Source organism: Marinobacter shengliensis (assembly GCF_003007715.1).
Taxonomy (GTDB): Bacteria; Pseudomonadota; Gammaproteobacteria; order Pseudomonadales; family Oleiphilaceae; genus Marinobacter; species Marinobacter shengliensis.
In genome coordinates, this window is the sequence record NZ_PXNO01000027.1 from 356,033 (window position 1) to 379,758 (window position 23,726).

The 23,726-nt window shown below is 56.6% G+C and carries 16 protein-coding genes and 4 tRNA genes; 11 read left to right on the forward strand and 9 right to left on the reverse strand.

Going from position 1 to position 23,726, the window contains the following annotated elements; translation table 11 throughout:
• Positions 1–80: 80 nt before the first annotated feature.
• A complete protein-coding gene (locus C7H10_RS14825) occupies positions 81–2,675 on the reverse strand; it encodes a bifunctional aconitate hydratase 2/2-methylisocitrate dehydratase (protein WP_106696010.1) in 2,595 nt (864 codons plus the stop codon).
• 260 nt (positions 2,676–2,935) lie between these two features.
• Between C7H10_RS14825 and C7H10_RS14830 the strand changes: the two genes are divergently transcribed.
• A complete protein-coding gene (locus tag C7H10_RS14830; protein ID WP_106696011.1) occupies positions 2,936–3,544 on the forward strand; it encodes a MiaE family protein in 609 nt (202 codons plus the stop codon).
• 53 nt (positions 3,545–3,597) lie between these two features.
• Here C7H10_RS14830 and C7H10_RS14835 read toward each other — a convergent pair whose 3' ends face one another.
• Together C7H10_RS14835 and C7H10_RS14840 are read right to left on the reverse strand one after the other, a co-directional pair.
• Positions 3,598–4,476 carry a LysR family transcriptional regulator gene (locus tag C7H10_RS14835; protein ID WP_061330953.1) on the reverse strand — a complete coding sequence of 293 codons (879 nt, stop codon included), beginning with the start codon at positions 4,474–4,476 and terminating at the stop codon, positions 3,598–3,600.
• 90 nt (positions 4,477–4,566) lie between these two features.
• Positions 4,567–5,355, reverse strand: a complete 789-nt coding sequence (locus C7H10_RS14840; protein ID WP_061330954.1) for a universal stress protein — start codon at positions 5,353–5,355, stop codon at positions 4,567–4,569.
• A 221-nt stretch (positions 5,356–5,576) separates the two neighbouring features.
• Between C7H10_RS14840 and C7H10_RS14845 the strand changes: the two genes are divergently transcribed.
• Positions 5,577–6,347 (forward strand): ferredoxin--NADP reductase, encoded by a 771-nt coding sequence (locus tag C7H10_RS14845; protein ID WP_061330955.1) that lies wholly within the window; start codon positions 5,577–5,579, stop codon positions 6,345–6,347.
• Positions 6,348–6,370: 23 nt separating this feature from the next.
• On the opposite strand, the gene C7H10_RS14850 is transcribed toward C7H10_RS14845, so the two are convergent.
• Together C7H10_RS14850 and C7H10_RS14855 are read right to left on the reverse strand one after the other, a co-directional pair.
• Positions 6,371–8,176, reverse strand: a complete 1,806-nt coding sequence (locus tag C7H10_RS14850) for a glycerophosphodiester phosphodiesterase family protein (RefSeq protein WP_082780488.1) — start codon at positions 8,174–8,176, stop codon at positions 6,371–6,373.
• 1 nt (position 8,177) lies between these two features.
• The gene (locus tag C7H10_RS14855) at positions 8,178–10,037 is read right to left on the reverse strand and encodes an LTA synthase family protein (protein WP_106695483.1); all 1,860 of its coding nucleotides are present in this window, start codon (positions 10,035–10,037) and stop codon (positions 8,178–8,180) included.
• Positions 10,038–10,206: 169 nt separating this feature from the next.
• Between C7H10_RS14855 and C7H10_RS14860 the strand changes: the two genes are divergently transcribed.
• A complete protein-coding gene (locus C7H10_RS14860) occupies positions 10,207–12,540 on the forward strand; it encodes a PQQ-dependent sugar dehydrogenase (RefSeq protein ID WP_106695484.1) in 2,334 nt (777 codons plus the stop codon).
• Between the two features lie 28 nt (positions 12,541–12,568).
• Here the strand turns inward: C7H10_RS14860 and lpxH are convergent, their stop codons facing one another.
• Both lpxH and C7H10_RS14870 read right to left on the reverse strand, forming a co-directional pair.
• Positions 12,569–13,300, reverse strand: a complete 732-nt coding sequence (lpxH, locus tag C7H10_RS14865) for a UDP-2,3-diacylglucosamine diphosphatase (RefSeq protein WP_106695485.1) — start codon at positions 13,298–13,300, stop codon at positions 12,569–12,571.
• A complete protein-coding gene (locus C7H10_RS14870) occupies positions 13,297–13,797 on the reverse strand; it encodes a peptidylprolyl isomerase (RefSeq protein WP_072677569.1) in 501 nt (166 codons plus the stop codon). Before C7H10_RS14870 ends, lpxH begins: the two co-directional genes overlap by 4 nt.
• A gap of 160 nt (positions 13,798–13,957) precedes the next feature.
• Here C7H10_RS14870 and C7H10_RS14875 point away from each other — a divergent pair, with 160 nt between their 5' ends.
• The 3 genes from C7H10_RS14875 to C7H10_RS14885 all read left to right on the forward strand — a co-directional run bounded on the left by C7H10_RS14875 (position 13,958) and on the right by C7H10_RS14885 (position 19,354).
• Positions 13,958–15,637, forward strand: a complete 1,680-nt coding sequence (locus C7H10_RS14875) for a glutamine--tRNA ligase/YqeY domain fusion protein (RefSeq protein ID WP_106695486.1) — start codon at positions 13,958–13,960, stop codon at positions 15,635–15,637.
• A complete protein-coding gene (gene cysS / locus C7H10_RS14880) occupies positions 15,637–17,022 on the forward strand; it encodes a cysteine--tRNA ligase (RefSeq protein ID WP_106695487.1) in 1,386 nt (461 codons plus the stop codon). Before C7H10_RS14875 ends, cysS begins: the two co-directional genes overlap by 1 nt.
• A 151-nt stretch (positions 17,023–17,173) precedes the next feature.
• On the forward strand, positions 17,174–19,354 hold the full coding sequence (locus C7H10_RS14885) for a malate synthase G (protein WP_106695488.1): 2,181 nt from the start codon (positions 17,174–17,176) through the stop codon (positions 19,352–19,354).
• A 338-nt stretch (positions 19,355–19,692) separates the two neighbouring features.
• Here C7H10_RS14885 and folD read toward each other — a convergent pair whose 3' ends face one another.
• Positions 19,693–20,547, reverse strand: a complete 855-nt coding sequence (gene folD / locus C7H10_RS14890) for a bifunctional methylenetetrahydrofolate dehydrogenase/methenyltetrahydrofolate cyclohydrolase FolD (protein WP_106695489.1) — start codon at positions 20,545–20,547, stop codon at positions 19,693–19,695.
• A gap of 247 nt (positions 20,548–20,794) precedes the next feature.
• Here folD and C7H10_RS14895 point away from each other — a divergent pair.
• From C7H10_RS14895 to C7H10_RS19485, 5 genes are all read left to right on the forward strand, one after another.
• Positions 20,795–20,871 (forward strand) — tRNA-Pro (locus C7H10_RS14895).
• A gap of 32 nt (positions 20,872–20,903) precedes the next feature.
• Positions 20,904–20,980: transfer RNA gene (locus C7H10_RS14900), tRNA-Arg, on the forward strand.
• Positions 20,981–21,067: 87 nt separating this feature from the next.
• Positions 21,068–21,143 (forward strand) — tRNA-His (locus C7H10_RS14905).
• A 68-nt stretch (positions 21,144–21,211) separates the two neighbouring features.
• A tRNA-Leu gene (locus tag C7H10_RS14910) sits at positions 21,212–21,296 on the forward strand.
• A gap of 312 nt (positions 21,297–21,608) precedes the next feature.
• On the forward strand, positions 21,609–21,827 hold the full coding sequence (locus C7H10_RS19485) for a hypothetical protein (RefSeq protein ID WP_425269125.1): 219 nt from the start codon (positions 21,609–21,611) through the stop codon (positions 21,825–21,827).
• A gap of 36 nt (positions 21,828–21,863) precedes the next feature.
• Here C7H10_RS19485 and C7H10_RS14920 read toward each other — a convergent pair whose 3' ends face one another.
• The gene (locus C7H10_RS14920; protein WP_146136822.1) at positions 21,864–23,612 is read right to left on the reverse strand and encodes a P-loop NTPase family protein; all 1,749 of its coding nucleotides are present in this window, start codon (positions 23,610–23,612) and stop codon (positions 21,864–21,866) included.
• Positions 23,613–23,726 lie beyond the last annotated feature (114 nt).

The following is a 23,726-nucleotide window of genomic DNA, read 5'->3' on the forward strand; positions in this document are numbered from 1 at the left end:
AACTCCAAACTAGAGACACAAAAAAACGCCAGCCCGAAGGCTGGCGTTTTCAGATCAGAGGTAAGTTACCTCGGAGGGTCTCAGGCTACAGAAGCCTCAGACGCCTTCTTGGTGTACTCGTCCATCTGGTCGAAGTTGAGATACTTGTAGATCTCTTTGGACATGCTGTTCAGGTCCTTGGCGTACTCCATGTACTCCGCCGGAGTCGGGAGCTTGCCCAGTACCGCGCCCACAGCTGCCAGTTCCGCAGAGGTCAGGTACACGTTGGCACCATCACCCAGACGGTTCGGGAAGTTACGGGTAGAGGTAGACAGAACAGTCGACTTCGGCGCTACACGTGCCTGGTTACCCATGCACAGGGAACAGCCCGGCATCTCGGTGCGAACACCGGCGGTGCCGTAAGTGTTGAAGTAGCCTTCTTCCATCAGCTGGGCCTGGTCCATCTTGGTGGGCGGAGACATCCACAGACGGGTGCTCAGGGGGCCTTTGTGCTGCTCAAGCAGTTTGCCGGCGGCACGGAAGTGACCGATGTTGGTCATGCAGGAGCCGATGAACACTTCGTCCACCTTGTCGCCAGCCACTTCGGACAGGAACTTGGCATCGTCCGGGTCGTTCGGGCAGCAAACGATCGGCTCTTTGATGTCGGCCAGGTCGATCTCAACCACGTGAGCGTATTCGGCGTCTTTGTCAGCACGCATCAGCTTCGGATTGGCCAGCCATTCTTCCATCTGCTGGGCACGACGCTCCAGGGTGCGCGGATCGCCGTAACCTTCGGCAATCATCCAGCGCAGCATAGTGATGTTGGAGCGCAGGTACTCGGCCACGGACTCTTCAGACAGGTTGATGGTACAACCGGCTGCAGAGCGCTCAGCGGAAGCGTCAGACAGTTCGAACGCCTGCTCAACGGTCAGGTGCTCCAGACCTTCGATTTCCAGGATACGACCGGAGAATTCGTTGATCTTGCCCTTCTTCTCAACGGTCAGCATGCCTTGCTTGATGCCGTACAGCGGAATGGCGTGTACCAGGTCACGCAGGGTGATGCCCGGCTGCATTTCGCCTTTGAAGCGAACCAGAACCGATTCCGGCATGTCCAGCGGCATAACGCCGGTGGCAGCAGCAAACGCAACCAGACCAGAACCGGCCGGGAAGGAAATGCCCATCGGGAAACGGGTGTGGGAGTCACCACCGGTACCTACGGTGTCCGGCAGCAGCATGCGGTTCAGCCAGGAGTGGATGATACCGTCGCCCGGACGCAGGGAAACACCGCCACGGGTGCGGATGAAGTCCGGCATGGTGTGCTGCATTTCTACGTCTACCGGCTTCGGATAAGCGGCGGTGTGACAGAACGACTGCATCACCAGGTCAGCCTGGAAGCCCAGACACGCCAAGTCTTTCAGCTCGTCACGGGTCATCGGGCCGGTGGTGTCCTGGGAACCAACGGTGGTCATGTGCGGCTCGCAGTAGGTACCCGGGCGCACGCCCTGGCCTTCTTCCAGGCCGCAGGCCTTGCCGACCATCTTCTGGCCCAGGGTGAAGCCCTTGGTGCCGGCTTCCGGATCTTTTGGCAGACGGAACAGATCAGTTGCGCCCATGCCCAGTGCGGTACGGGCCTTGGCGGTCAGGCCACGGCCGATGATCAGCGGGATACGGCCGCCAGCCTGAACTTCGTCCAGGATCACGTCAGACTTGAACTTGAACTCGGAGATGGTGTCACCGGCTTCGTTCAGGATCTTGCCTTCGTACGGGCGGATTTCAATCACATCGCCCATGTTCATGTTGTCGACCGGTGCTTCGAATACCAGGGCGCCAGCGTCTTCCATGGTGTTGAAGAAGATCGGGGCAACCTTGTTACCGATACACACACCGCCGGCACGCTTGTTCGGCACGCCCGGGATGTCGTCACCGAAGAACCACAGAACGGAGTTGGTGGCAGACTTACGGGAAGAGCCGGTACCGACTACGTCACCGACGAAAGCAACCGGCAGGCCGCGGGATTTGATTTCGTCGATCTGGCTCATCGGGCCGGTTACGCCGGGCTCTTCGGGCTTCAGGCCGTCGCGCTCCATCTTGTAAGCGGCGCGGGCGTGCAGTGGGATGTCCGGACGGGACCAGGCATCCGGAGCCGGAGACAGGTCGTCGGTGTTGGTTTCGCCAGTTACCTTGAACACCACCATCTTGGTGCTTTCGGGAACCTTGTTCTTCTTGGTGAACCACTCGGCGTTGGCCCAGGACTCAACCACAGACTTGGCAACGGCGTTGCCAGCGTCCATCTTTTCTTTAACGTCGTTGAACGCGTCGAACATCAGCAGGGTGTGCTTGAGTTCTTCACCGGCCAGCTCGGCCAGTTCGCTGTCGTCCAGAAGGTCAACCAGAGTCGCGATGTTGTAGCCGCCCTGCATCATGCCCAGCAGCTGCACAGCTTTCTTTTTGTCGATCAGAGGAGACGTTGCTTCACCCTTAACAATCGCGGTCAGGAACGCAGCTTTAACGTAAGCTGCTTCGTCCACGCCCGGTGGTACGCGGTTTTCCAACAGGTCAACCAGGGTGGCTTCTTCGCCGGCCGGCGGGTTTTTCAGCAGCTCGATCAGACCAGCAGTCTGCTCGGGGTTCAGGGGCTTGGGTGGGATACCCAGGGCTTCACGTTCGGCAACGTGTTCACGGTAGGCTTCTAACACGATATGGACCCTCATCAGTTGGAATGTCCCGCGCCGGAGGCAAGCTTGCCTGGCGGGAGGTTTTTTGGCGAAAAGGCCGCAGGAGCCTCTGAATAACGCCTCAAATCACCGATGGGGTTTCAGGATTTATTCAGAGACTCCTTGATCTGGCGCTGCATTCTATAGGAAACCCCTTATAAAGTTAAGTTGGACAGAGGTCGGAGAGATCTGCTAGCTGCGCTATACTGCCGCGCTTGATGAATCAGACTGCTGCTGAAGCCATGAATGACGCCTTGAAAGAGATACACGAATTTTTGCCCTGCCGCACGCCGGTACAGTGGATTGAGAATGCGCTGGCCAATCAGGATGTGATGCTGATTGACCACGCCCACTGCGAGAAGAAAGCGGCCTCCACCGCGCTGAGCCTGATGTACCGCTATGTGGACAACACCGATCTGCTCAACAAGATGTCCCGCCTGGCCCGGGAGGAATTGCGGCATTTTGAGCAGGTGCTGGCGATCATGAAGAAGCGGGGGGTGATTTATTCACATCTTTCGCCGGCCCGTTACGCTGCAGGCCTGCGTGAAGCCGTTCGCAATGATGACCCTGGCCGCTTGGTGGATGTGTTGATTGTAGGCGCCATCATCGAGGCGAGATCCTGTGAACGCTTTGCCGCCCTGGCGCCGCACCTTGATGACAAGCTGGCGGAGTTCTACAACAGTTTGCTGAAATCTGAAGCGCGGCATTACCAGGATTATCTGGTGCTGGCACAGCGGGCCAACGGTGGCCCGGTGCAAGATCGGGTGGCGGAGTTTATGGCCATCGAGCAGAAGCTGATTGAAGAGCCGGATACGGAATTCCGGTTTCACAGTGGGCCTCTCGCTTACTGACTCTTCGCCACGGACATTCACAGACGCTCACGGACAAAAGAGAAAAAAAATCTCTAAAGCTCCTCACACAGCGTCATCCACCGGGCAATCCCCGCACTTCGGTATTTCTGCTTGTGCAGGATGAAGTAGAAGTGCCGGTCGAACTGGCGGTGAGGGATGGCCAGGGGCACCAGGCTGCCGCGTTTGAAGGCGTCGGCCAGGACCACCTCTGACAGGCAGCCGATGCCCAGGTTGGCTTCTACTGCCCGCTTGATGGCCTCGGTGTGTTCCAGTTCCAGTAGCACGTTCAGGTCTGGCAGTAGCCCGTGCATGCCCCGTTCGAAGCTCTGGCGGGTGCCGGAGCCCTGTTCCCGGAGAATCCAGGTGGCGGCGCGCAGATCGTCGTCGGTCAGTTCGCCCTTGCCGGCCAGCGGGTGGTCAGGGGAGCAGAAGGCCACCAGCCGGTCTTCTCGCCAGGGAATCACTTCCAGCTCCGACGCCTGCAGTTCGCCCTCGATCAAACCGATATCGAGTTCAAAGTCTCGAACCCGTCTTGCAATGGTGCTGGTGTTGGCAACTTCCAGAGAGACTTTCGGGTGGTTTGGCGAGCTCATGTACTCGGCCATCACGCCTACCGCCAGGTAATTGCCGATAGTGAGTGTGGCACCCACTTTCAGAGCGCCGACCTCGGAGTGTTTGCTGAAGGCCTGTTCCAGCTCCCTCGCCTGAGCCAGCAGGGCTTCGGCTTTCGGCCGATACAGTCGGCCCAGCTCATTCAGTTGCAGCCGTTTGCCCACCCGGTCAAACAGCTGGATATCGAACTGGGATTCCAGCTCCTTGAGGGCACTGCTGGCCGCGGATTGCGACATGGCAAGGGATTCCGCCGCCCGGGTGATGTTCTGGAAATGGGCGGCGGCGAGGAAGACCTCGAGTTGGCGGAAGCTGTACTTCATAATCGATCAGGCCGGATAGATGAAAGAAAATGTCCTGTCTGATCGATACGTTAGCCGGTCACTGCCGCCAACACAACCGTGATGGCCGGTTCAGGGGATCATCAGTACCGGGTAGGGGCTGCCGGCCGCCACATGTTCCGTGGTACTGCCGATCATGATCTCCTGAATGGGTGTTGAGCCCCGTTTCCCCATAATGGTCAACAGGGGGCGGGTGTCATTGATGGTTTTCAGGATCTGGTCCACCGGCCGGCCGGTCAGGATATTCCGGTGTACGTTTGGGTGACGCTCTGCCAGTTCATTGATCCTCTGTTCCGTGGCTTCATCAGATTGTTCCGGCTCCTCGGAATGTGCCCATACCACGCGCCCGGTGCGCTGGTTGGCCATGAGCTTTTCAAAGACTGCCTGGGCATTGAATGACGCCTTTGATCCATCGGTGGCAAGCAAAATCTCCTCTTCGGCCGCCGGTGGCTCGTCCTGGACCGGAATGATCAAGAGCGGAACTTTGGTCATTCGGGCGAGGTTCAGGGCGGTGTTTCCGAAGAACAGTTCCTTGGCTGCCCGATGGCTGCGGTTGCACGCTACGACGCCGTCGGCGTTGAGTTTCTTGGCCAGAGCCTGGACTTCCTGGGCAACAAAACCCTTGGAAACGTGGGTGGCGGTTTCTATGCCCAGGCTGTTCTTGAGGTGTTCCCCGATCCTCCGTAACCGTTCTGTAGCCGAGCCTTCGGTGTCGTCCGGATGCAGTCGTTTATGGGTCTGCAGGACATAGGTGAGCGTAATCTTCCGGGTGCCCAGGAGTTTGAGCAAAGCTGGCAGCTGTTCCATAGCCTGTTCCCATTCCTTGGTGTAGTCCACGGTCAGAATCAGGTGATCGAGCATGGTGTTCTCCCTGGTGGTTGTTTGTTCTGGGACCAATTTCTTTCAGGCTAGTTCAGGAGTAACCTGAAGACCATGACCCCGGTCAGTTTGTTATCGATGTATATCTATAAAATCGAACACATATATGAGTATTGCCTGTTTTGTCGATTTAACCTGTCGGGTTAAACTTTACCCATTGAATTCCCATATAACCTGTATGAAGTCGCAACAACGAGGCTGCCATGAGTAATCTGATGAAAGAAACGGTCACCAGCGTTCACCACTGGAACGATACTCTGTTCAGTTTCAAGACCAGCCGGGACCCGGGGTTCCGTTTCAAGAACGGGCACTTTGTCATGATTGGTCTGGAAACAGACGGCAAGCCGCTTATGCGGGCCTACAGTATCGCCAGCGCCAACTATGAGGAAGAGCTTGAGTTTTTCTCGATCAAGGTTCCGGACGGCCCACTGACGTCACGACTGCAGAAGATTCAGGTGGGGGATGAAATTCTGGTCAGTCGTAAGCCCACCGGCACCCTGGTGCTGGATAACCTGTTGCCGGGACGCAATCTCTGGCTGATCAGCACCGGCACCGGGCTTGCGCCGTTCATGAGTATTATCAAAGACCCTGAGGTGTATGAAGCCTACGACAAGGTCATCCTGACCCACGGGGTACGGTATGTGTCTGAGCTGGCTTACCAGCAGGATATCCAGGACCTGCCGGAAAACGAGTTTTTCGGTGAGATGGTGCACGGCAAATTGCTGTACTACCCGACGGTCACCCGTGAGCCCTTCCGCAACCAGGGTCGCCTGACCGATGCCATGGAGACTGGCAAGATCACCCGTGATCTCGGTTTGCCCGATTTTGATGTGGAGCAGGATCGCTTCATGATTTGCGGCAGCCCGAGCATGCTCAAGGACACCTGCAGCATTCTCAATAACATGGGCTTCCGTGAGGCTCGCGGCGGCGACATGGGCCACTACGTTATTGAACGGGCGTTTGTGGAGCAGTAAACCGCCTTTGGGCCTGCTGCGGTCTACCTCAGCCAGTTGCGGATCTGCATTGCCAGGCGCTCACCATCGCTGAGCGCCGCGCGCTCTGCCATCAGCTCAGCCAGCACATCCGGGCGGTCGGTAATGATATTATCAACGCCCATATCGAGAAAGCGTGCCATGTCGGACGGTTGATTGACAGTCCACACATGCAGCTCATTGCCCGCCTTGTGCGCCCTGGCGACCGCTGCCGGGGTGGCCCGGTTCAGGCGCAGCGCCAGAATGTCGTAACGATCCTGCCACAAGGGGCCTACCACGAACTGTGCCAGCAACGCGGTTTTCAGGCCCGGTTCCATTTGCTTTGCCAGTTCCAGGCTGGGCCAGTCAGCTGCTGCAATGATAGTGCCTTCCACGGCATTATTTTCTTGCAGGGTCTGGACAACGGCGGTTACCAGTGCCCGCTCGTTGCGGTTCGGTTTCAGGTCAACAAACAGTCGGGCCTGGCCACGGGTGGCCTTGACCGCTTGCTCCAGCGTTGCGATACGCTCATGGGCAAAGTGATCACCAAACCATGAGCCGGCATCCAGATGATGGATGTCGTCATACCGGACATCGCCAATCCGTTCCGGCTTTCCGAATATCCTCGCCATATCCTGGTCGTGCCAGAGCACTGGTACGCCGTCTGCGGTCAGTTGGACATCAATTTCAACGTAGTCGGCACCGTCCTCTACAGCTTGGTGTATGGCGCTGAGAGTATTTTCCGGAGCTTTGAAGGCGCTGCCACGGTGGGCCGTTATGGTCGCTTTGTCTTGCTGGTTCAGCGAGTTGACCACTTGGACGCTTTGGGTCAGTACCAGCGCGATGATCACGACCTCGAGCAGCCAAAGCCGGCGCCCGGTTTTTGCATCCTGTCGGTCCGGAGACGGCTGCTGCCATTGCAGCTTGCGCCCGGGTATTGCTTTGTAGCGGGCGACGATGAGGGTGCCCAGTGCCGAGCTGGCCAGGAAGGTAAGGGCAAGACTGACGAGAAGGTAGCTCCCCACCAACAGGATAACCACGGGCAAGAGGATACTGGCTTTCGCTGGCACAACCCTGAACACACTGGCCGCCAGCAAATCAAACACCAGCGTTACCACGGCCGGCATGGCCAGCACCGCGACAATACCAAGCGACAGGAGACCGACCGTTTCGCGATGAGCGCCGCGGGTGTCGCGGGCACTCTGTTGAAGGGCCGCCATCGGTGTTTGTTGGTCCAGCATCAGGGCCGGGATGGAAAGAATCCAGCGGAGAAACAGGGTGCCGTTGGCCACCACAATGGCACCCAGCATGACCAGACAGAAGCCAAGGAACCACCAGAGAATCGGTGGGCGCTCAAGGTTTAGCAGGTAAGGGTCGAAGTTGTTGAGCAACAGATGTGCGGCGAAGCCCATGGCCGCCAGAAATGGCAAGGCAATCAACAAATGCGCCAGGGTTTGAATGATGGCCAGTAGAGCCAGTTGCGGCAAGCGCCGACCAATCCCCACCAAGGCACGGATGGCTGCCCTCGAGGTGTGATTGCCAGTCTGGGCGGCGATCAAAGTAACCCCGGCCAGTTGGAGGACGATCAGTACCGCTGCAAGTAACAGGGTTACCAGCAGCCAGAGCACGCCGCCCGGCGATGCCAGAAAGTCCAGCAGGCCACCGGTTGTGATGGCCGCGTCACCGGTGAGTGGCCTGAGCAGAGACACCGCGGCAGTAATCAGCGGTGTAAATACCGCGATGGATAAACCGGTGAAGGTCAGGTAGAGCGCAAGCAATGACCGATGATGGTGGCGGAACAGGGCCAAGCCTTGTCTTAGCAGGGGTAGCACGTTATTCGCCTTCCTGGGTCAGCAGTGTGGCTTTCTCCAGCAGTGCCAGGCGCTCATCGAAGGACAGGAAGGGTTCGTCTTCGGTTTGTTGCAGGCTTCCGAACAGTCTGTCTGGATCGAACGCCCAGTTGCTGCAGCGGGTAGTCAATTCGGTACAGGCGAGCAGGGTGCCGGATTCCCGGAGAAAGTACTTCATGCCGGTGTAGGTGTCGGCCAGCATCAGGTCGCGAGCAGGCTCCGTCGGCTCAGACAGCAGGCTTCGGCCAAGCATGTCCCCGGCCAGGTGGCCGTTGCCCGTAGCATCCAGAATGGTCATCGGGATGTCGAACTGGGCAACAATCCGGTTTTCCGGTGCGAATTCACTGAGGTCTGGCCGGCCCGGCGAGCGTATGGCCAGCACGCCGAGGTTGCTGTTCAGCGGCAAGGTCTCATGGTCGTCGCGAACAAAGCCGCCGGATTCATCGGATGTGACAATCACCAGAGTGTTGTCTAGCAGTCCTTCCTGCTCAAGCTGTGTCAGAAAGCGTTCTAGGGAGTTGGCCATGACCACCATGGCCTTTTTGCGAGCCATCTGGGTGGCAGGGAGCCCCGTTGTTTCTTCAGCAGGAGATTGGTTGGCCTGCTCGGCTTCCAGTTCCTGTTCGGCTTCTGGTCCGATGTTGAACGGATGGTGGGTGCCGACATTCAGGGTTGTGACAAACCAGGGGCCGGGTTGGCTATCCAGTTCACTCAGGCGTTCAGCAATGTCCGGGAAGAACGTCGGGTCTGGCGGTCCCCAGCCATCCTGTTCCTGCGCGTGACCAAATGCCTCTGCGCCGGTAACGTTCTCATAGCCCGCCCGGGGCATGAACTGATCTTTTTTCATGTATTCGATTGGCGCAGCTTGCCAGTAAGCGGTGGTGTAGCCCTGATCTTTCAGCTTCCCCGGAAGGCAGTCGGGATTGGCTTTGTCTTCCGCGACGGCCAACATCTTCTCCGATGGCCGGCGCAAGTCGGGGTAGCGCCCGCACACCAGGGCAAAGGTGCCGCGATCCGTCTGCCGTTCCATGCTCAGCACGTTGTTGTAGACCCGGAAACCGAAGGCGTCGAACGTCGCCTCCAGAGTGTCGAGAGAGACGATGGGCTGAAGGTTGTGATATTGGCTGATTTTCGGCAGGTAGCCTCCGGACAGCCCCTCGATCATGATCAACAGAACATTGGGTGGCTCGGGATTCTGAAAGTTGCTGGTTTGTTGGTGGAAAAAGTTTGTTCGTCTGTCCAGTTGCTCACTGAGTTCAGTGGTTTCGTCACCGATAGCAGTGCCAACCGGATTGAGCAACGCACCTGGAACCTGGGCGACGGTGCTGGCCACCACATTATTGGCGGGTGTCGTCAGGCTCGGAAACGACAGAGTGTAGAGGCCGGTGACCAGAACGGCGGAACTGATAAGCAGGACTGGCGCACGCTCTGTGGTGGGCGCCCATTTTCGATGCAGCCAGTGCAACAGCCAGGCCAGCATGAGGTAGCCCGGGAGGGTTATCAGATAGATGTTGAGCAGGCTGCCGGTAATGAACGTACTGTCCATACCCTTGCCGGCGAAGGCCAGTTGGAAAAGCGTGCCATGGGCTGTCAGGTGCATGCCGGCCACATAGAGTGCGACGCCCAGGGCGGTGATCAACAGGGCGCGGACAACGCCAACGGATAGATGCAGGAATACGGCCAGCAAAAAAGCCCCGGCAACGTCGCCGCCCAGGGTACCGGGCAGGCTCGGGAGTACCCCGCTTTGAATGATCAGCAGGCCGCGAATCACTGCCAGCCAGATCCAGGCAAGGAAGAAGGTGCGTATGAAACAGGCTGCAAGAGAAGCCCGGTTCCCTGTCATAGGGTTCACTCGTGTCAGTTGCGTTATATGAACAGTATGAGGCAAGAGGCTTGTGCTTCAACCGCTGGAGCTTGCTAAGGTAACGGATCAGATGGCCGGGAAGTTTCTGAAAATTCCTTCGTTATCAGAGCCTTTGTCAGAAAATCATCACTACGGGAAGCGCAGGGGAATGAAAAAAAGTGTCCAAATCGTAATTGCGGGAGCCATCGCGGTGGTGTGCGGCGCGTTTCTCGGCAGTCTGGTGCAGACTCAGTTCAACCTGTCGGCGTTGTCGGCCCTTGGGGCCTCGTTCAGCCTGGTGGATCGCCTCGTTGTCATGGGGCAGGACCTGGTTGGGTTCGCGCCCGTCTATGGGGTGCTGCTGGCCGCTGCATTGGTTCCGGGCTTCCTGGTAACTGCGGGATTGCTCCGGTTGTTGGGCTGGCCCTACCGGGATTTCTGGTATGCCCTTGGTGGAGCTCTTGCGTTGTGGGCAACGCTGGCCCTGGTTGATGTGTTGGCGCCCATGCCGACACTGATCGCAGCAACCCGAACCCTGCCCGGGCTGTTGGCGATGCTGGGGACCGCAGCGGTAGCGGGATGGGTGTTTGCGCAACTGACGGGCAAATTGACCATGACCGTGGCCCGTCATGGTCTGATAGCACCTTTCTTGGTATTGGCCGGCGTGGGCGCTCCGGAGCCGACATTGGCCCAGGAAGCGGCCGATTATCGGATAGACGTGGTCGCTGAAGGGCTTGATCACCCGTGGTCGTTGGCATTCCTGCCAGGGGGTGATTTTCTGGTGACCGAGCGCGCTGGAGAACTGAAAAAAGTGTCGCCGGATGGGCATCAGGTGCAGGTGTCGGGTGTCCCGGACGTATTCGCCTCCGGCCAGGCCGGATTGTTTGATGTGCTACTCGAGCCCGGCTTTGATGGCAGGGCGGGGGATGATCGCCGTCGTGGTGTGTTCCTCGCCTATGCCTGTGGCACGGTTCGGGAAAATCATCTGTGCGTCGCCCGTGGCCAGCTTGTCGGAAGCGAACTGATGCAAGTGCGGGAAATCTTCAGGGCCAGGCCGGGTAAATATGGTGATGCCCATTACGGTGGGCGCATGGCCTGGCTGGCCGACGGCACCTTGCTGGTAACCCTGGGGGATGGCTTCGATTTCCGGGAGGAAGCACAGAAACTGTCCAGCCATCTGGGCACCATCGTGCGACTGAATCCGGACGGTTCCATTCCGGCGGATAATCCGTTCGTACAGGTGGACGGCGCTCTGCCGGAGATCTTCAGCCTGGGGCATCGAAATGTTCAGGGGCTGGTCTACGATGCCGGTAATGACCGGGTCATCGCTCACGAACACGGCCCCCGTGGCGGTGACGAGATCAACCTGATCCAGGCCGGGCGCAATTACGGCTGGCCGTTGGCCACCGATGGCCGTGACTATACCGGTGCTATGGTAACGCCATTCAAACGATATGAGGGTACCGAGCAACCCCTGTGGTCATGGACGCCGTCCATCGCACCATCGGGCCTGACATTGTATGACGGCCATCAGTTCCCCCATTGGCGAGGCAACCTGTTTGTCGGCGCCCTGGCCAATAAGAGTGTGCATCGGGTTGTTCTCAGCGAGGGCCGGGTTGTGGAAAGCGAGCGCCTGTTTTCTGAGCTTGGTGAGCGTATCCGCGATGTGCGGCAAGGGCCCGACGGCGCCCTGTATCTCTTGACCGACTCAGCCGATGGGCGGTTGCTGCGAGTGTCGGGCCAGGTGCTGGAGCAGGCACAGGCCATGACGTTGACGGCCGAAGAGCTGGCCTGGGTTGGAGAACGAATTTTCCGAAACGAATGTGCCGGGCGGCATGAATGCCTGGTGCACTGGAATGAGGGCGAAGCGTTTCCTTCGTTGGGGATTGGCCACTTTATCTGGTATCCGGAGGGCGAAAGCGGACGTTTTACCGAGAGTTTCCCGGCGCTTCTGGACTTTATGGTTGATCGCGGTGTGCAGCTTCCCGGCTGGCTGGAAGACGCCCGCACCCAAGGCGCGCCCTGGCCAGACCGTGCCGGTTTTCTCAGTAGTTCGAGTGCGACCGATGAGGTAAAGGCGCTGCGGGCACTCCTTTATGAAACCCGCGGTTATCAGGTGCGCTTTATCCAGGAACGCGCCGCCCGCTCCCTGGAAACGGTGGTTAATGCCGCGCCCGAAGCGCAGCGGCCGGTTATTCGGGAACGCTTGTGGCAGCTTGGGCAAACGCCCGGTGGTGTCTACGCGTTGATGGACTACGTCAACTTCAAGGGCGAAGGGCTTTCAGAAACGGAGCGCTATGAGGGCGAAGGTTGGGGGTTGTTGCAGGTCTTGCAGGCTATGGATAAGAGCCCGGGGCTTCGCCCGCTGGATCGCTTTCGGGTGGCCGCGGGCCGGGTGCTTACCCGGCGCGCCGAGCTGGCAGAGCAGGCCATAGAGCGGGAACGCTGGTTGCCGGGTTGGCTGCGCCGTCTGGAAACCTATCGGGAGCCCACCGACGGGTAAGGCCTGAGGAAGGGGCGCCCCTGCGGCATTAAGGCTGCAGGGGCTGCTTTTTCAACTCAGCTTCCTTGCCGGGCTGTACTTCCAGCCACCAAAGGTGGCTGTGCCAGTCACCGAGCACAATCCGGCGCGCTGGTTTGTTATTGGCTTCGAGGTGGTGCACGGCCGGACGATGGGTGTGGCCATGAATCATCAGCTGAACGCCGTGGGCTTCGAGCTCCTTGACTACTTCCTCTGGCGTCACATCCATGATGTCTTCCGCCTTGCCCTGGTTCTTGGCCATCGACAGCGCCCGTAATTGCTTTGCCATTTGCTGGCGGTCTTCCAGGGGGCGGGCCAGCATCATCTTCTGCATCTGCGGGTTGCGCATGTTGGCGCGGAATTTCTGGTATTCCACATCGGCAGTGCACAGGCTGTCGCCGTGCAGCAGCAGAGTAGGCGTTCCATACAGATCGATCACCGTCGGGTCGTCCAGCAGGGTGGCGCCGGACCGGTGGCAGAAATCTTCTCCGATCAGGAAGTCCCGGTTGCCATGCATCAGGAAGATGGCCGTCCCGCTGTCACTGAGTTGCTTCAGGGCGCCAGCAACCTGCTCCTGGAGCGGTGTGCGCTCGTCGTCACCAATCCAAGCCTCAAAAAAATCGCCCAGAATGTAGAGCTGCTCAACCCCTGCTGCCTTCTCTCGCAGGAACGTCAGGAACGCGTCCGTAATATCCGGGCGCGACTCCTCAAGGTGCAGATCCGAGATAAACAGCGTGGTCACGCGTCCTCCAGAACCTCGGCCTTTTCAATAATGACGTCCTCAAATGGCACGTCCTGGTGGCCGGCACGCATGGTGGTGCGAACGGCGCGGATGTTGTTTACGGTCTCCATGCCGTCAACCACTTTGCCGAACACACAGTAGCCCCATCCCTCGGCATTCTTGGCGGTGTGGTCGAGGAATCCGTTGTTCTCCACGTTGATGAAGAACTGGGCAGTGGCAGAATGCGGGTCCATGGTTCGGGCCATGGCGATGGTGCCGACCATGTTGCTCAGGCCGTTGTCGGCTTCGTTCTGGATGGGCTCGCGGGTTTTGCGCGGGGTCATGCCCGGCTCAAAGCCGCCGCCCTGAACCATGAAGTTGCTGATAACACGGTGAAAGATCAGACCGTCGTAAAAACCGTCGCGAACGTACTGCTCAAAGTTCTTTGCGGTTTCCGGGGCTTTTTCGTAGTCCAGTTCCAGTTTGATATCACCGTGGTTGGTCTGCAGCAGAATCATCAGGTCGTCCTGTTAAATAGGGGTTGTGGGTCTGAAGGTTGCATTGTACTCAAGAGTTTCGTCCTGTGCATGAGTCCGGCAACGATTTGTGAGTATAATAGGCGGTTTAAGGGAGCCTGCACCGTGCTCCCCGGATCCATTCCCCGTTGACAGAGATTGTATGAGCGCCGAGTCGAAGAAAGCCCACAATTTTATTCAGAGCCTGATCGAAGACGCCATCGCCAAGGGTGAGCACACTGGCAAGGTCGTTACCCGTTTTCCGCCGGAGCCCAACGGCTACCTGCACGTTGGTCACGCCAAGTCGATCTGCTTGAACTTTGGTATTGCGCAAACCTTCGGTGGCGAGTGTAACCTTCGCTTTGACGACACCAACCCGGAAAAGGAAAGTCAGGAATACATCGATGCCATCAAGCAGGACGTCGAGTGGCTGGGCTACGAGTGGGCGGACGACGTACGTTACGCCTCAGATTACTTTGACCAGCTGTACGCCTTTGCCGAGGAGTTGATCGAAAAAGGCAAGGCCTATGTGTGTGCACTGAATGCTGAGCAGATGGCTGAATACCGTGGTTCCCTGAAGGAGCCCGGCAAGAACAGCCCATACCGGGACCGCCCGGTGGAAGAAAGCCTGCAGTTGTTCCGGGACATGCGCGACGGTAAGTTCCAGAACGGCGAGTTGGTGTTGCGGGCCAAGATCGATATGGCCTCCCCGAACATCAACCTGCGGGACCCGATTCTTTACCGCATTCGCTACGCCGACCATCACCAGACCGGAAGCAAGTGGTGCATCTACCCGATGTACGACTTCACCCACCCGATTTCTGATGCCTTGGAGGGGATTACTCACTCCCTGTGTACGCTCGAATTCGAAGACCACCGCCCCCTGTACGACTGGGTGCTGGATAACATCACCGTTCCGTGCCATCCGCGCCAGATTGAGTTTGCGCGGCTGAACCTGAATTACACCATCACCAGCAAACGCAAGCTGAAGCGCCTGGTGGACGAACATGTGGTAGAGGGATGGAACGATCCGCGTATGCCGACAATTTCCGGCATGCGCCGCCGTGGTTACACCCCGGAATCCATTCGCAGCTTCTGCGACATGATCGGTGTTAACAAAGCTGGTGGTACCGTTGATGTAGGTATGTTGGAGTATGCCATCCGGGAAGACCTGAACGACCGGGCGCCCCGCGCCATGTGCGTCATGCGCCCGCTAAAAGTGACTCTCACCAACTACCCGGCTGATCAGACCGAAACCCTGACCTTGCCGGTGCACCCGCAGAAGCCGGAGATGGGTGAGCGGGACGTCACCTGGAGCCAGACTCTGTACATCGACCGGGAAGACTTCGAGGTGGAGCCGCCGCGTAAGTGGAAACGTCTGGCGCCGGAGCAGGCGGTGCGTCTGCGCGGAGGTTACGTGATGACCTGTAAAGAGGTGGTGCGCGATGACAGCGGTGAGATCGTTGAACTCAAATGCGAGTACGATCCGAACACGTTGGGTGTGAACCCGGAAGGTTACAAGCCTAACGGCGTGATTCACTGGGTATCGGCCAATGACAGCATCGAAACCGATATTAACCTGTATGACCGACTGTTTAACCACGAGAGCCCGGACAGCGACAAGGAAGGTGACTTCCTGGATCACCTGAACCCGGAGTCTCTGGTGGTGCTGAAGGGCGCGCGGGTTGAGAAAAGTCTGGCCGAGCCAAGGACCGATTTACCGTATCAGTTCGAGCGCGAGGGCTATTTCTTCTGTGATCAGGAGCTGACAGCCAAGGCCGGCAAGCCGGTGTTCAACCGGACAGTCACACTTCGGGATTCCTGGGGCAAGGGAGGCAAGTAATGCGTATCTACAATACGCTGACGCAGCAGAAGGAAGCGTTCAAGACCATCGAGCCGGGTAAGGTGCGCATGTACGTGTGTGGCATGACGGTCTACGACTACTGCCACCTGGGCCACGCCCGGGTGTTGGTGGCCTTCGATGTGGTTACCCGTTACCTGCGCCACCGTGGCTATGATGTGACTTACGTGCGTAACATCACCGACATCGACGACAAGATCCTGCGCCGGGCCGATGAAAATGGTGAGGTCTACACCGACCTGACCGACCGCATGATTCACGCCATGCATGAAGACGAAGCGCGCCTGGGTGTGCTGGCTCCCAGCGATGAGCCGCGGGCTACCGCCTACATCGACGATATCATCGCCATGATCCAGACGCTGATTGCGGGCAACCATGCCTACGCGGCTGATAACGGTGACGTGTATTTCGCGGTGGATTCCTTCCCGGACTACGGCAAACTGAGCAAGAAAAAACTCGAAGACCTGGTGGCCGGTGCTCGGGTGGATGTGCAGGAAGCCAAGCGTAGTCCTGCGGATTTTGCCTTGTGGAAAGCCGCCAAGCCTGGCGAAGTTAGCTGGCAGTCTCCCTGGGGCGATGGCCGACCGGGCTGGCATATTGAGTGCTCGGCTATGTCCACCAAGTGCCTGGGCGACACCTTCGACATTCACGGCGGCGGGCCGGATCTGCTGTTCCCGCACCACGAGAACGAAATTGCCCAGTCGGAATGTGCCACCGGCCACAAGTTTGTACATACATGGATGCACGCCGGCGCCATTCGGGTGAACAAAGAGAAGATGTCCAAGTCTTTGGGCAACTTCTTTACCATCCGTGAGATCCTGGAAAAGTATCCGGCGGAAGTGGTGCGCTACTTTCTGGTCTCCAGCCATTATCGCAGCCAGGTGGACTATTCCGAGGAAAGTCTTGCTGAGGCAGGGCGGACGTTGACCAAGCTGTATCATGCCCTGCGGGGTATTACCCCGGCCAAGGACAGTGACGTGCCGGAAACCGACCACGATCGCCGGTTCGCCGAAGTGATGGACGACGATTTCAATACCGCCGGTGCCATCGCGGTCTTGCATGCCGTGGCCAACGACATCAATCATCACCGCCGTGAAGGCGATGACGAGCAGGCCAAGCGCAGCGCAGCCATTCTGGTTCGTCTGGGTGGCGTGCTGGGGCTGCTTCAGCAAGACCCGGAAGCTTTCTTCCAGGCCGATACCGGTAGTGAGCTGACTGCTGAAGATATTGAGGCCATGATTCAGGACCGCGCCGATGCCCGCAAAGCGAAAGATTTTGCTGGGGCCGATCGTATCCGGGATGAGCTGCTCGAAAAGGGTATTATTCTGGACGACAGTCGCGAAGGCACCACCTGGCGCCGGGCCTGACTCGCACCATTACACCTAAAGCCGCATTGTGCTGCATGGGAATGACCTTGTAGGGAATTTCACGTACAATGCGGCGCTCAAATCAGAATGCCCCGCGCCCGTGGCGCTAGAAGGGGAGTCGGGAACTACAAACCCATTGAGGCAAGCAACGATGACAGAACGCGTTCAAGTTGGCGGCATCCAGATCGCCAAGAATCTGTACGATTTCGTAAATAACGAAGCGATCCCGGGCACCGGTGTTGACGCTGACAAATTCTGGGCCGAGTTCGACAAAATTGTGAACGAACTGGCTCCGCGCAACCGCGAATTGCTGGCCAAGCGTGACGCCCTCCAGGAAAAGATGGATGCCTGGAACCGTGACCACAAGGGCCAGAAGCTGGACATGGCCGAGTACAAGGCGTTCCTGAAAGAGATCGGTTACCTGGTCGATGAGCCTGCCGATTTCAAAATCTCTACTGCCAACGTAGATCCGGAAATCGCTACCATGGCCGGCCCGCAGCTGGTTGTTCCGGTGATGAACGCCCGTTTCGCCTTGAACGCCGCCAATGCGCGCTGGGGTAGCCTGTACGATGCCCTCTACGGCACCGATGCTATTTCCGAGGAAGATGGCGCTGATAAAGGTCGCGGCTATAACCCGGTTCGCGGTGCCAAGGTCATCGAGTGGGCCCGCAACCTGCTGGACGGCTCTGCGCCCCTGGCTTCCGGTAGCCATAAAGATGCTGCCAAATACTACATCGACGGCGGAAAACTGGCGGTGAAACTGCAGAATGGTGAAGTCGCCGGCCTGAAAGACGAGTCCGGCTTTGTTGGCTACACCGGTGCCGCCGATGCCCCCACTGGCGTTCTGCTGGTGAAGAATGGCATGCACTTTGAAATCCAGATCGATGCCAGCCATCCGATCGGCAAAGACGATGGTGCCAACGTCAAAGACGTGCTGATGGAATCCGCCCTGACCACCATCATGGACTGCGAAGATTCCGTTGCGGCGGTTGATGCAGACGACAAGGTAGTAGCCTACAAGAACTGGCTCGGCCTGATGAAAGGTGACCTGGAAGAGTCCTTCGAGAAGGGCGGCCAGATGATGACTCGCCGTATGAACGGCGACCGCACCTACACCGGTGCTGATGGCAGCGAACTGACCCTGAAGGGCCGCAGCCTGCTGTTCGTTCGTAACGTTGGCCACCTGATGACCAACCCGGCCATCCTGCTGAAAGACGGTAACGAGATTCCGGAAGGCCTGATGGATGGCCTGGTCACTTCACTGATCGCCATTCACGATCTGAAGGCTGATGGCAAGTTCCAGAACAGCACCAAGGGCTCTGTTTACATTGTTAAGCCCAAGCAGCACGGTCCGGAAGAGGTGGCGTTCACCAACGAATTCTTCGGTCGTGTTGAAGATGCGCTTGGCCTGCCGCGCTTTACCCTGAAAGTGGGCATCATGGATGAAGAGCGCCGTACCACGGTGAACCTGAAAGCCTGTATCCACGCTGCCAAAGATCGCACCGTGTTCATTAACACCGGCTTCCTGGACCGCACCGGCGACGAGATTCACACCTCCATGGAGCTGGGTCCGTTCATCCGTAAGGGCCCGATGAAGCTGGCCACCTGGATCAACGCCTACGAGCAGTGGAACGTAGATATCGGCCTGGAAGCGGGTCTGTCTGGTGTTGCGCAGATTGGTAAGGGTATGTGGGCCATGCCTGACCTGATGGCCGGCATGCTGGAAGCCAAGATTGGCCACCCGAAGTCTGGCGCCAACACCGCCTGGGTTCCGTCGCCGACGGCCGCTACCTTGCACGCCACCCACTACCACCAGGTGAACGTGTTTGATGTGCAGAAAGAGCTGGCTAACCGTCAGCGGGCGTCTCTGGACGACATCCTGACGGTTCCGGTGATGGACGATCCGTCTTCACTGAGCGCGGAAGACATCCAGCAGGAGTTGGACAACAATGCCCAGGGTATCCTTGGCTACGTTGTACGCTGGATCGACCAGGGCGTGGGCTGTTCCAAGGTGCCGGACATCAACGATGTAGGCCTGATGGAAGACCGCGCGACCCTGCGTATCTCTTCACAGCTGCTGTGCAACTGGCTGTACCACGGTATCTGCTCCGAAGAGCAGATCATGGAAACCATGAAGCGCATGGCTGCCGTAGTAGACAAGCAGAACGCCGGTGATGCCGCGTACCGCAACATGGCCCCGAACTTCGACGACAGCATCGCCTTCCAGGCAGCTGTGGATCTGGTTCTGAAAGGCCGTGAGCAGCCGGCTGGTTACACCGAGCCGCTTCTGCACGCCTACCGCCAGAAGGCCAAGGCCAAGTACGGGCAGTAATCTGCTCCGCGTTCAAAAAAACCCGCTCCGGCGGGTTTTTTTTCGGGTCTGACCCCGAACGGGGTCTGACCCACCTTTGCTGACTTCCACTCGTGGACTGACCCATTTTGGCCCCATGGGTTCTAGCTGCGGGGCAGGGGCGGGCAAAAGGGGGTCAGTCCCCTTTGGGGACAGACCCTTGGGGCACTGACCCATTTTGGACCCATGGGCTCGAGCTTTGGCATTGGGGTCTGTCCCCGAATGGGGACTGACCCTTTTTAGATCCATGGGCTCGAGCTTCGGGGCGGGGACGGGCAAAGGTGGGTCAGTCCCCTTTGGGGACAGACCCTGACAGACAGCTAGCGGTGAAGCACATCCGCCGCGTAGAGGGTGTTCTCCAGCAGGGTGGCGATGGTCATGGGGCCTACGCCGCCAGGGACCGGGGTGATGTAGGCGGCGCGTTCGGCGGCTGCCGCGAAGTCTACGTCGCCGCAGAGCTTGCCGTCGTCCATGCGGTTGATGCCCACGTCAATCACGGTGGCGCCGGGTTTTACCCACTCGCCTTTGATAATGCCGGGCTTGCCGACGGCGGCAATCAGAATATCCGCCTCACCCACAAATTTCTCCAGATTGTCGGTGAACCGGTGGCACACGGTGGTCGTGGCGCCTTTCAGCAGCAGTTCCATGCTCATGGGGCGACCCACGATGTTTGAGGCGCCCACAATCACCGCGTGCTGACCTTTGTAGGGCGTGCCTATGGAGTCGAGCAGGGTGATCACGCCGGCCGGTGTACAAGGGCGCAGGCAGGGCTTGCGCTGCATCAGGCGGCCGATGTTGTAGGGGTGAAACCCGTCCACGTCTTTATCCGGGCGAATCTTCACCAGGATCGGGTCGGCGTCCAGGTGCGAGGGCAGGGGGAGCTGAACCAGGATGCCATCTACCGCGGGGTTTTCGTTCAACTCATCAATCAGTGCTTCCAGGGCCGCCTGAGAGGTGTCTTCGGGCAGGTCATAGGACAGCGACAGAATGCCCGCTTCATCGCAGGCTTTGCGTTTATTGCCCACGTACACGTGGGAGGCGGGGTCGTTGCCCACCAGAACCACTGCCAGGCCGGGTGCTCTCAGGCCTTTGGCTTTCCGGGCCTGTACGCCCGCAGCCACCTGTTGTCGAACCCGGGCGGCGATCTCTTTTCCGTTAATCAGTTTGGCGCTCATGTTTCCGTCTTGTCGGTTGGGCATGAATAGTGAAGAAGTGAAGGCCGGGCATTGTCTCATGCTTCGGCATTTACGCCAATGCGCTGAACCGGGACTCAGGCAAAGCTCCTTGGGGAACTTTTTGTGCCTGCCCGGGTCTTCTTAGGCAACGTTATCTCTATGATTTTTGAAATCGTTGTTGACGGATGCCTCAGCCGCCGGTAATATGCGCGCCAACTTTGCTGAGGCACTTGTTGTTCAGTCGAAACGGGGTATAGCGCAGTCTGGTAGCGCGCCTGCTTTGGGAGCAGGATGTCGGGAGTTCGAATCTCTCTACCCCGACCATTTTCTGGATATTCAGGTGGGCGAACGGTCAAGCGCCCGTAGCTCAGCTGGATAGAGCATCCGCCTTCTAAGCGGATGGTCGCAGGTTCGAGTCCTGCCGGGCGCGCCATCAAGTCGTGAGTCCGGACCGGATCGCCAAACCAGCAAAGTTGAAGCAAGCAGTAGTGAGTGCCGCCAAAGGCACCTCCCTGATGTGGTGGACGTAGCTCAGTTGGTAGAGCTCAGGATTGTGACTCCTGCGGTCGAGGGTTCGAACCCCTTCGTCCACCCCACTTTTCCCCTTGTTTGTTCTTCTGCCTGTCTGTACGGCGTTGGGTCGTTTCGGTACAGTGCCAGATACGCGAGAGTGGCGGAATTGGTAGACGCACTGGATTTAGGTTCCAGCGGGGCAACCCGTGAGAGTTCGAGTCTCTCCTCTCGCACCACTTTTAAATCAAAGGCTTACGGGATTTGGTAGAGCAGGGCCTTTTGAGTGTGAATTCAAAATGTGCCAATCAGTGTCAGTACGTCCTGCCAAACATTGAGGGTCTAGATTCAGATTGAACGTCTTTCGGTCTGATTTGAGAAAGCCTCTAGAGACGATCTAGAGGCTTTTTTTATGGCTGGTTGTAGGTAAAAGGCAGGTCCTGTAGGCCCTTCTGGGAACGTTTATAGGGATGGTGCTACCTGGGGTCAACTTTCTTTTAAATACGTCTCCTGTGGCTTCTCAGGTGCCTTGATGGTGGGTGTAGCCGCGCTTGAAAAGCTTTAAGGATGAACACGCCAAACACGCTAAGGATGTAGCTAAGATTATTGGTGGTGAGGTAGCACCTGGCGGACGCTCTAAGCGTACTCCCAGTACTTGGACTAACCCTCACACGGGCGAAAAGGTAGTTACCGCTGGTGGTAACCATAAGACGCTGAAAGAGTGGCGTGTAAAGTACGGGGCTGACACTGTAGCAAGCTGGAAAAAGTGATTGAAAAGGAGCTGAATGCCCCTTTTTCTTTTAATGTTATTCATCAAGTCTGTTGTCCATTGGAATACCATAATGTTCAACTAGCATTCTCTTTTGCTCTGATTCACAGGCTATTTTCTGTAAAACACTAATTGTATTGGTGTAAATGTGACTTAACCTCATGTCATGAGCATTTAGCTCCAATAGTAATTTTATAGTCTTTTTCAGTTTTCCAACCTCATGATTCCTTATTAACTCTTCAATGTCATTTGATGTTAGGTCTTCTAAAGATTCTATGTCTAGCTCTGACGGTATTGGATTGTCCTGTGAAATAATCGCTTTGAAAGTATCTATCGCGGGGCGCACTTTAATCGCTGATTTGTATTCTTTTTCCATTAGGGGTTTCAAGTCATCGTCCCAACTTAAACGCCGTGCTGAATCTTCGAAAGAAAAATAGTGGTGCTGTCCGATATTTACGGCAATATATCGGTTGATAATTTCTTTGGCTTCTTCTTTTTTTCCTATCCTCTTTAATATCTTGTATGCATCATTTAGTTTCTTTGGCCTTACATTCTCAATATTTTCTATCAGGCAATTTATTAATTCTTTTGAGCGAAATTCTAGATTTTCTTCATTCATCAGCAATGTGTAGAAAGCATTTATTGCATCGTTTATGTCATTGGATGAGCTTTCAAATTTATATATTTCGTCTTTTGCTTTCGCCACTATCTTAAATTCATCTTTATCTATGTAGCCAGATATGACAGACATTATTATAGCTTCGTCAAAGTTGTCTGTGCTTTGGTATCCGTATCTAATTAATAAATCGTCCCACACTTTATATTTTTCATTTATTTCTTTTTGATCCGGTGTAACTTTATCGTCCTTGTATTGGTCTTGAAGCAATCGAAGTACCTTTGTAGAGCTTCTGGCCTCTAGGTCAAGTAGAAAACCTATATCTGGCGTGTTGGTGTCGTGACCATAAAAGCAGTAGTTTGCTAAAGTAAGCGTATTGACGAACTGAATTTGTAAATCTAGTCCATAGCTCTCTAAATTGTGGCTTGTTCTTGCTTGCTCTAATAGCTTAAGGGTTTTTATTATTATTCGTAGGTTTGTAACTTTTAGCTTTTGGCAATGATCAAATACTAGGTCAATTAACCCGTCGTCAACCTCGTATTTTAGAAGCTGCCTAGTTTCAGATGGGTGTAATTTAAACTCTAGATCGTAATCTATTACCTTTTCTCGATAGCTTTTGAAATCTTTGGTTTGTTTTTCATTAAGTAATAAGACAACTTTGCAGCCACGTTTGCATTTAAGGTCGTTGATAAAGCCAAGAGTTTCTTTTTCTGGAATGTCGCAGCGTTCAAAATCGTCGATGCAAACTATGGTGTTACGTATCATTGAGTTAGACATAGACGCAAACATGGTATCAACTAAGGTACCGGCACTGACGCCGGCATATTTAAGCGCTTGCGTAACGATTTTGGGTAAGAATTTACCGGATGCCTGCTGAAATTTCCTTACGCCTTCTGCGTGTTTTAGATCAATTGTATTTAATTTGTTGAAAGCTATCTCAGTCCTTAAATCCTGTAGGCTAGACACACCGAAAAGTGACACGTAGGCATAGTAATTCAATCCGATAGCGTTAGGGTCTTCGCCGGATTGTTTTAACGCCTGAGCCTCGCGTAAGGTCTGATCCCATGTGAAAGTTTTACCTACCCCCCAATCACCCCGGATAGCTAAAACCTCTTCTTCTTTCGACGCCAGAAAATGCCGCATCTGTGTTTTTATCACGTCCAATGACACCGGTTGTATCTCCATGCTGTGTATACGGATTGATAGAAGACTACCAGATACCCCGGTTATGGTGCATTTTTCGAAAGTTTGGCACGAAAAAGACACATCCTTGTGTCTCATGGC

Bases quoted from the DNA above. Each gene is read 5' to 3' on its own strand.
- C7H10_RS14830 (WP_106696011.1), top strand. From the start codon at position 2,936: ATGAATGACGCCTTGAAAGAGATACACGAATTTTTGCCCTGCCGCACG.
- C7H10_RS14835 (WP_061330953.1), bottom strand. From the start codon at position 4,476: ATGAAGTACAGCTTCCGCCAACTCGAGGTCTTCCTCGCCGCCGCCCAT.
- C7H10_RS14840 (WP_061330954.1), bottom strand. From the start codon at position 5,355: ATGCTCGATCACCTGATTCTGACCGTGGACTACACCAAGGAATGGGAA.
- C7H10_RS14845 (WP_061330955.1), top strand. From the start codon at position 5,577: ATGAGTAATCTGATGAAAGAAACGGTCACCAGCGTTCACCACTGGAAC.
- C7H10_RS14855 (WP_106695483.1), bottom strand. From the start codon at position 10,037: ATGACAGGGAACCGGGCTTCTCTTGCAGCCTGTTTCATACGCACCTTC.
- C7H10_RS14860 (WP_106695484.1), top strand. From the start codon at position 10,207: ATGAAAAAAAGTGTCCAAATCGTAATTGCGGGAGCCATCGCGGTGGTG.
- C7H10_RS14870 (WP_072677569.1), bottom strand. From the start codon at position 13,797: ATGATTCTGCTGCAGACCAACCACGGTGATATCAAACTGGAACTGGAC.
- C7H10_RS14875 (WP_106695486.1), top strand. From the start codon at position 13,958: ATGAGCGCCGAGTCGAAGAAAGCCCACAATTTTATTCAGAGCCTGATC.
- cysS (WP_106695487.1), top strand. From the start codon at position 15,637: ATGCGTATCTACAATACGCTGACGCAGCAGAAGGAAGCGTTCAAGACC.
- C7H10_RS14885 (WP_106695488.1), top strand. From the start codon at position 17,174: ATGACAGAACGCGTTCAAGTTGGCGGCATCCAGATCGCCAAGAATCTG.
- folD (WP_106695489.1), bottom strand. From the start codon at position 20,547: ATGAGCGCCAAACTGATTAACGGAAAAGAGATCGCCGCCCGGGTTCGA.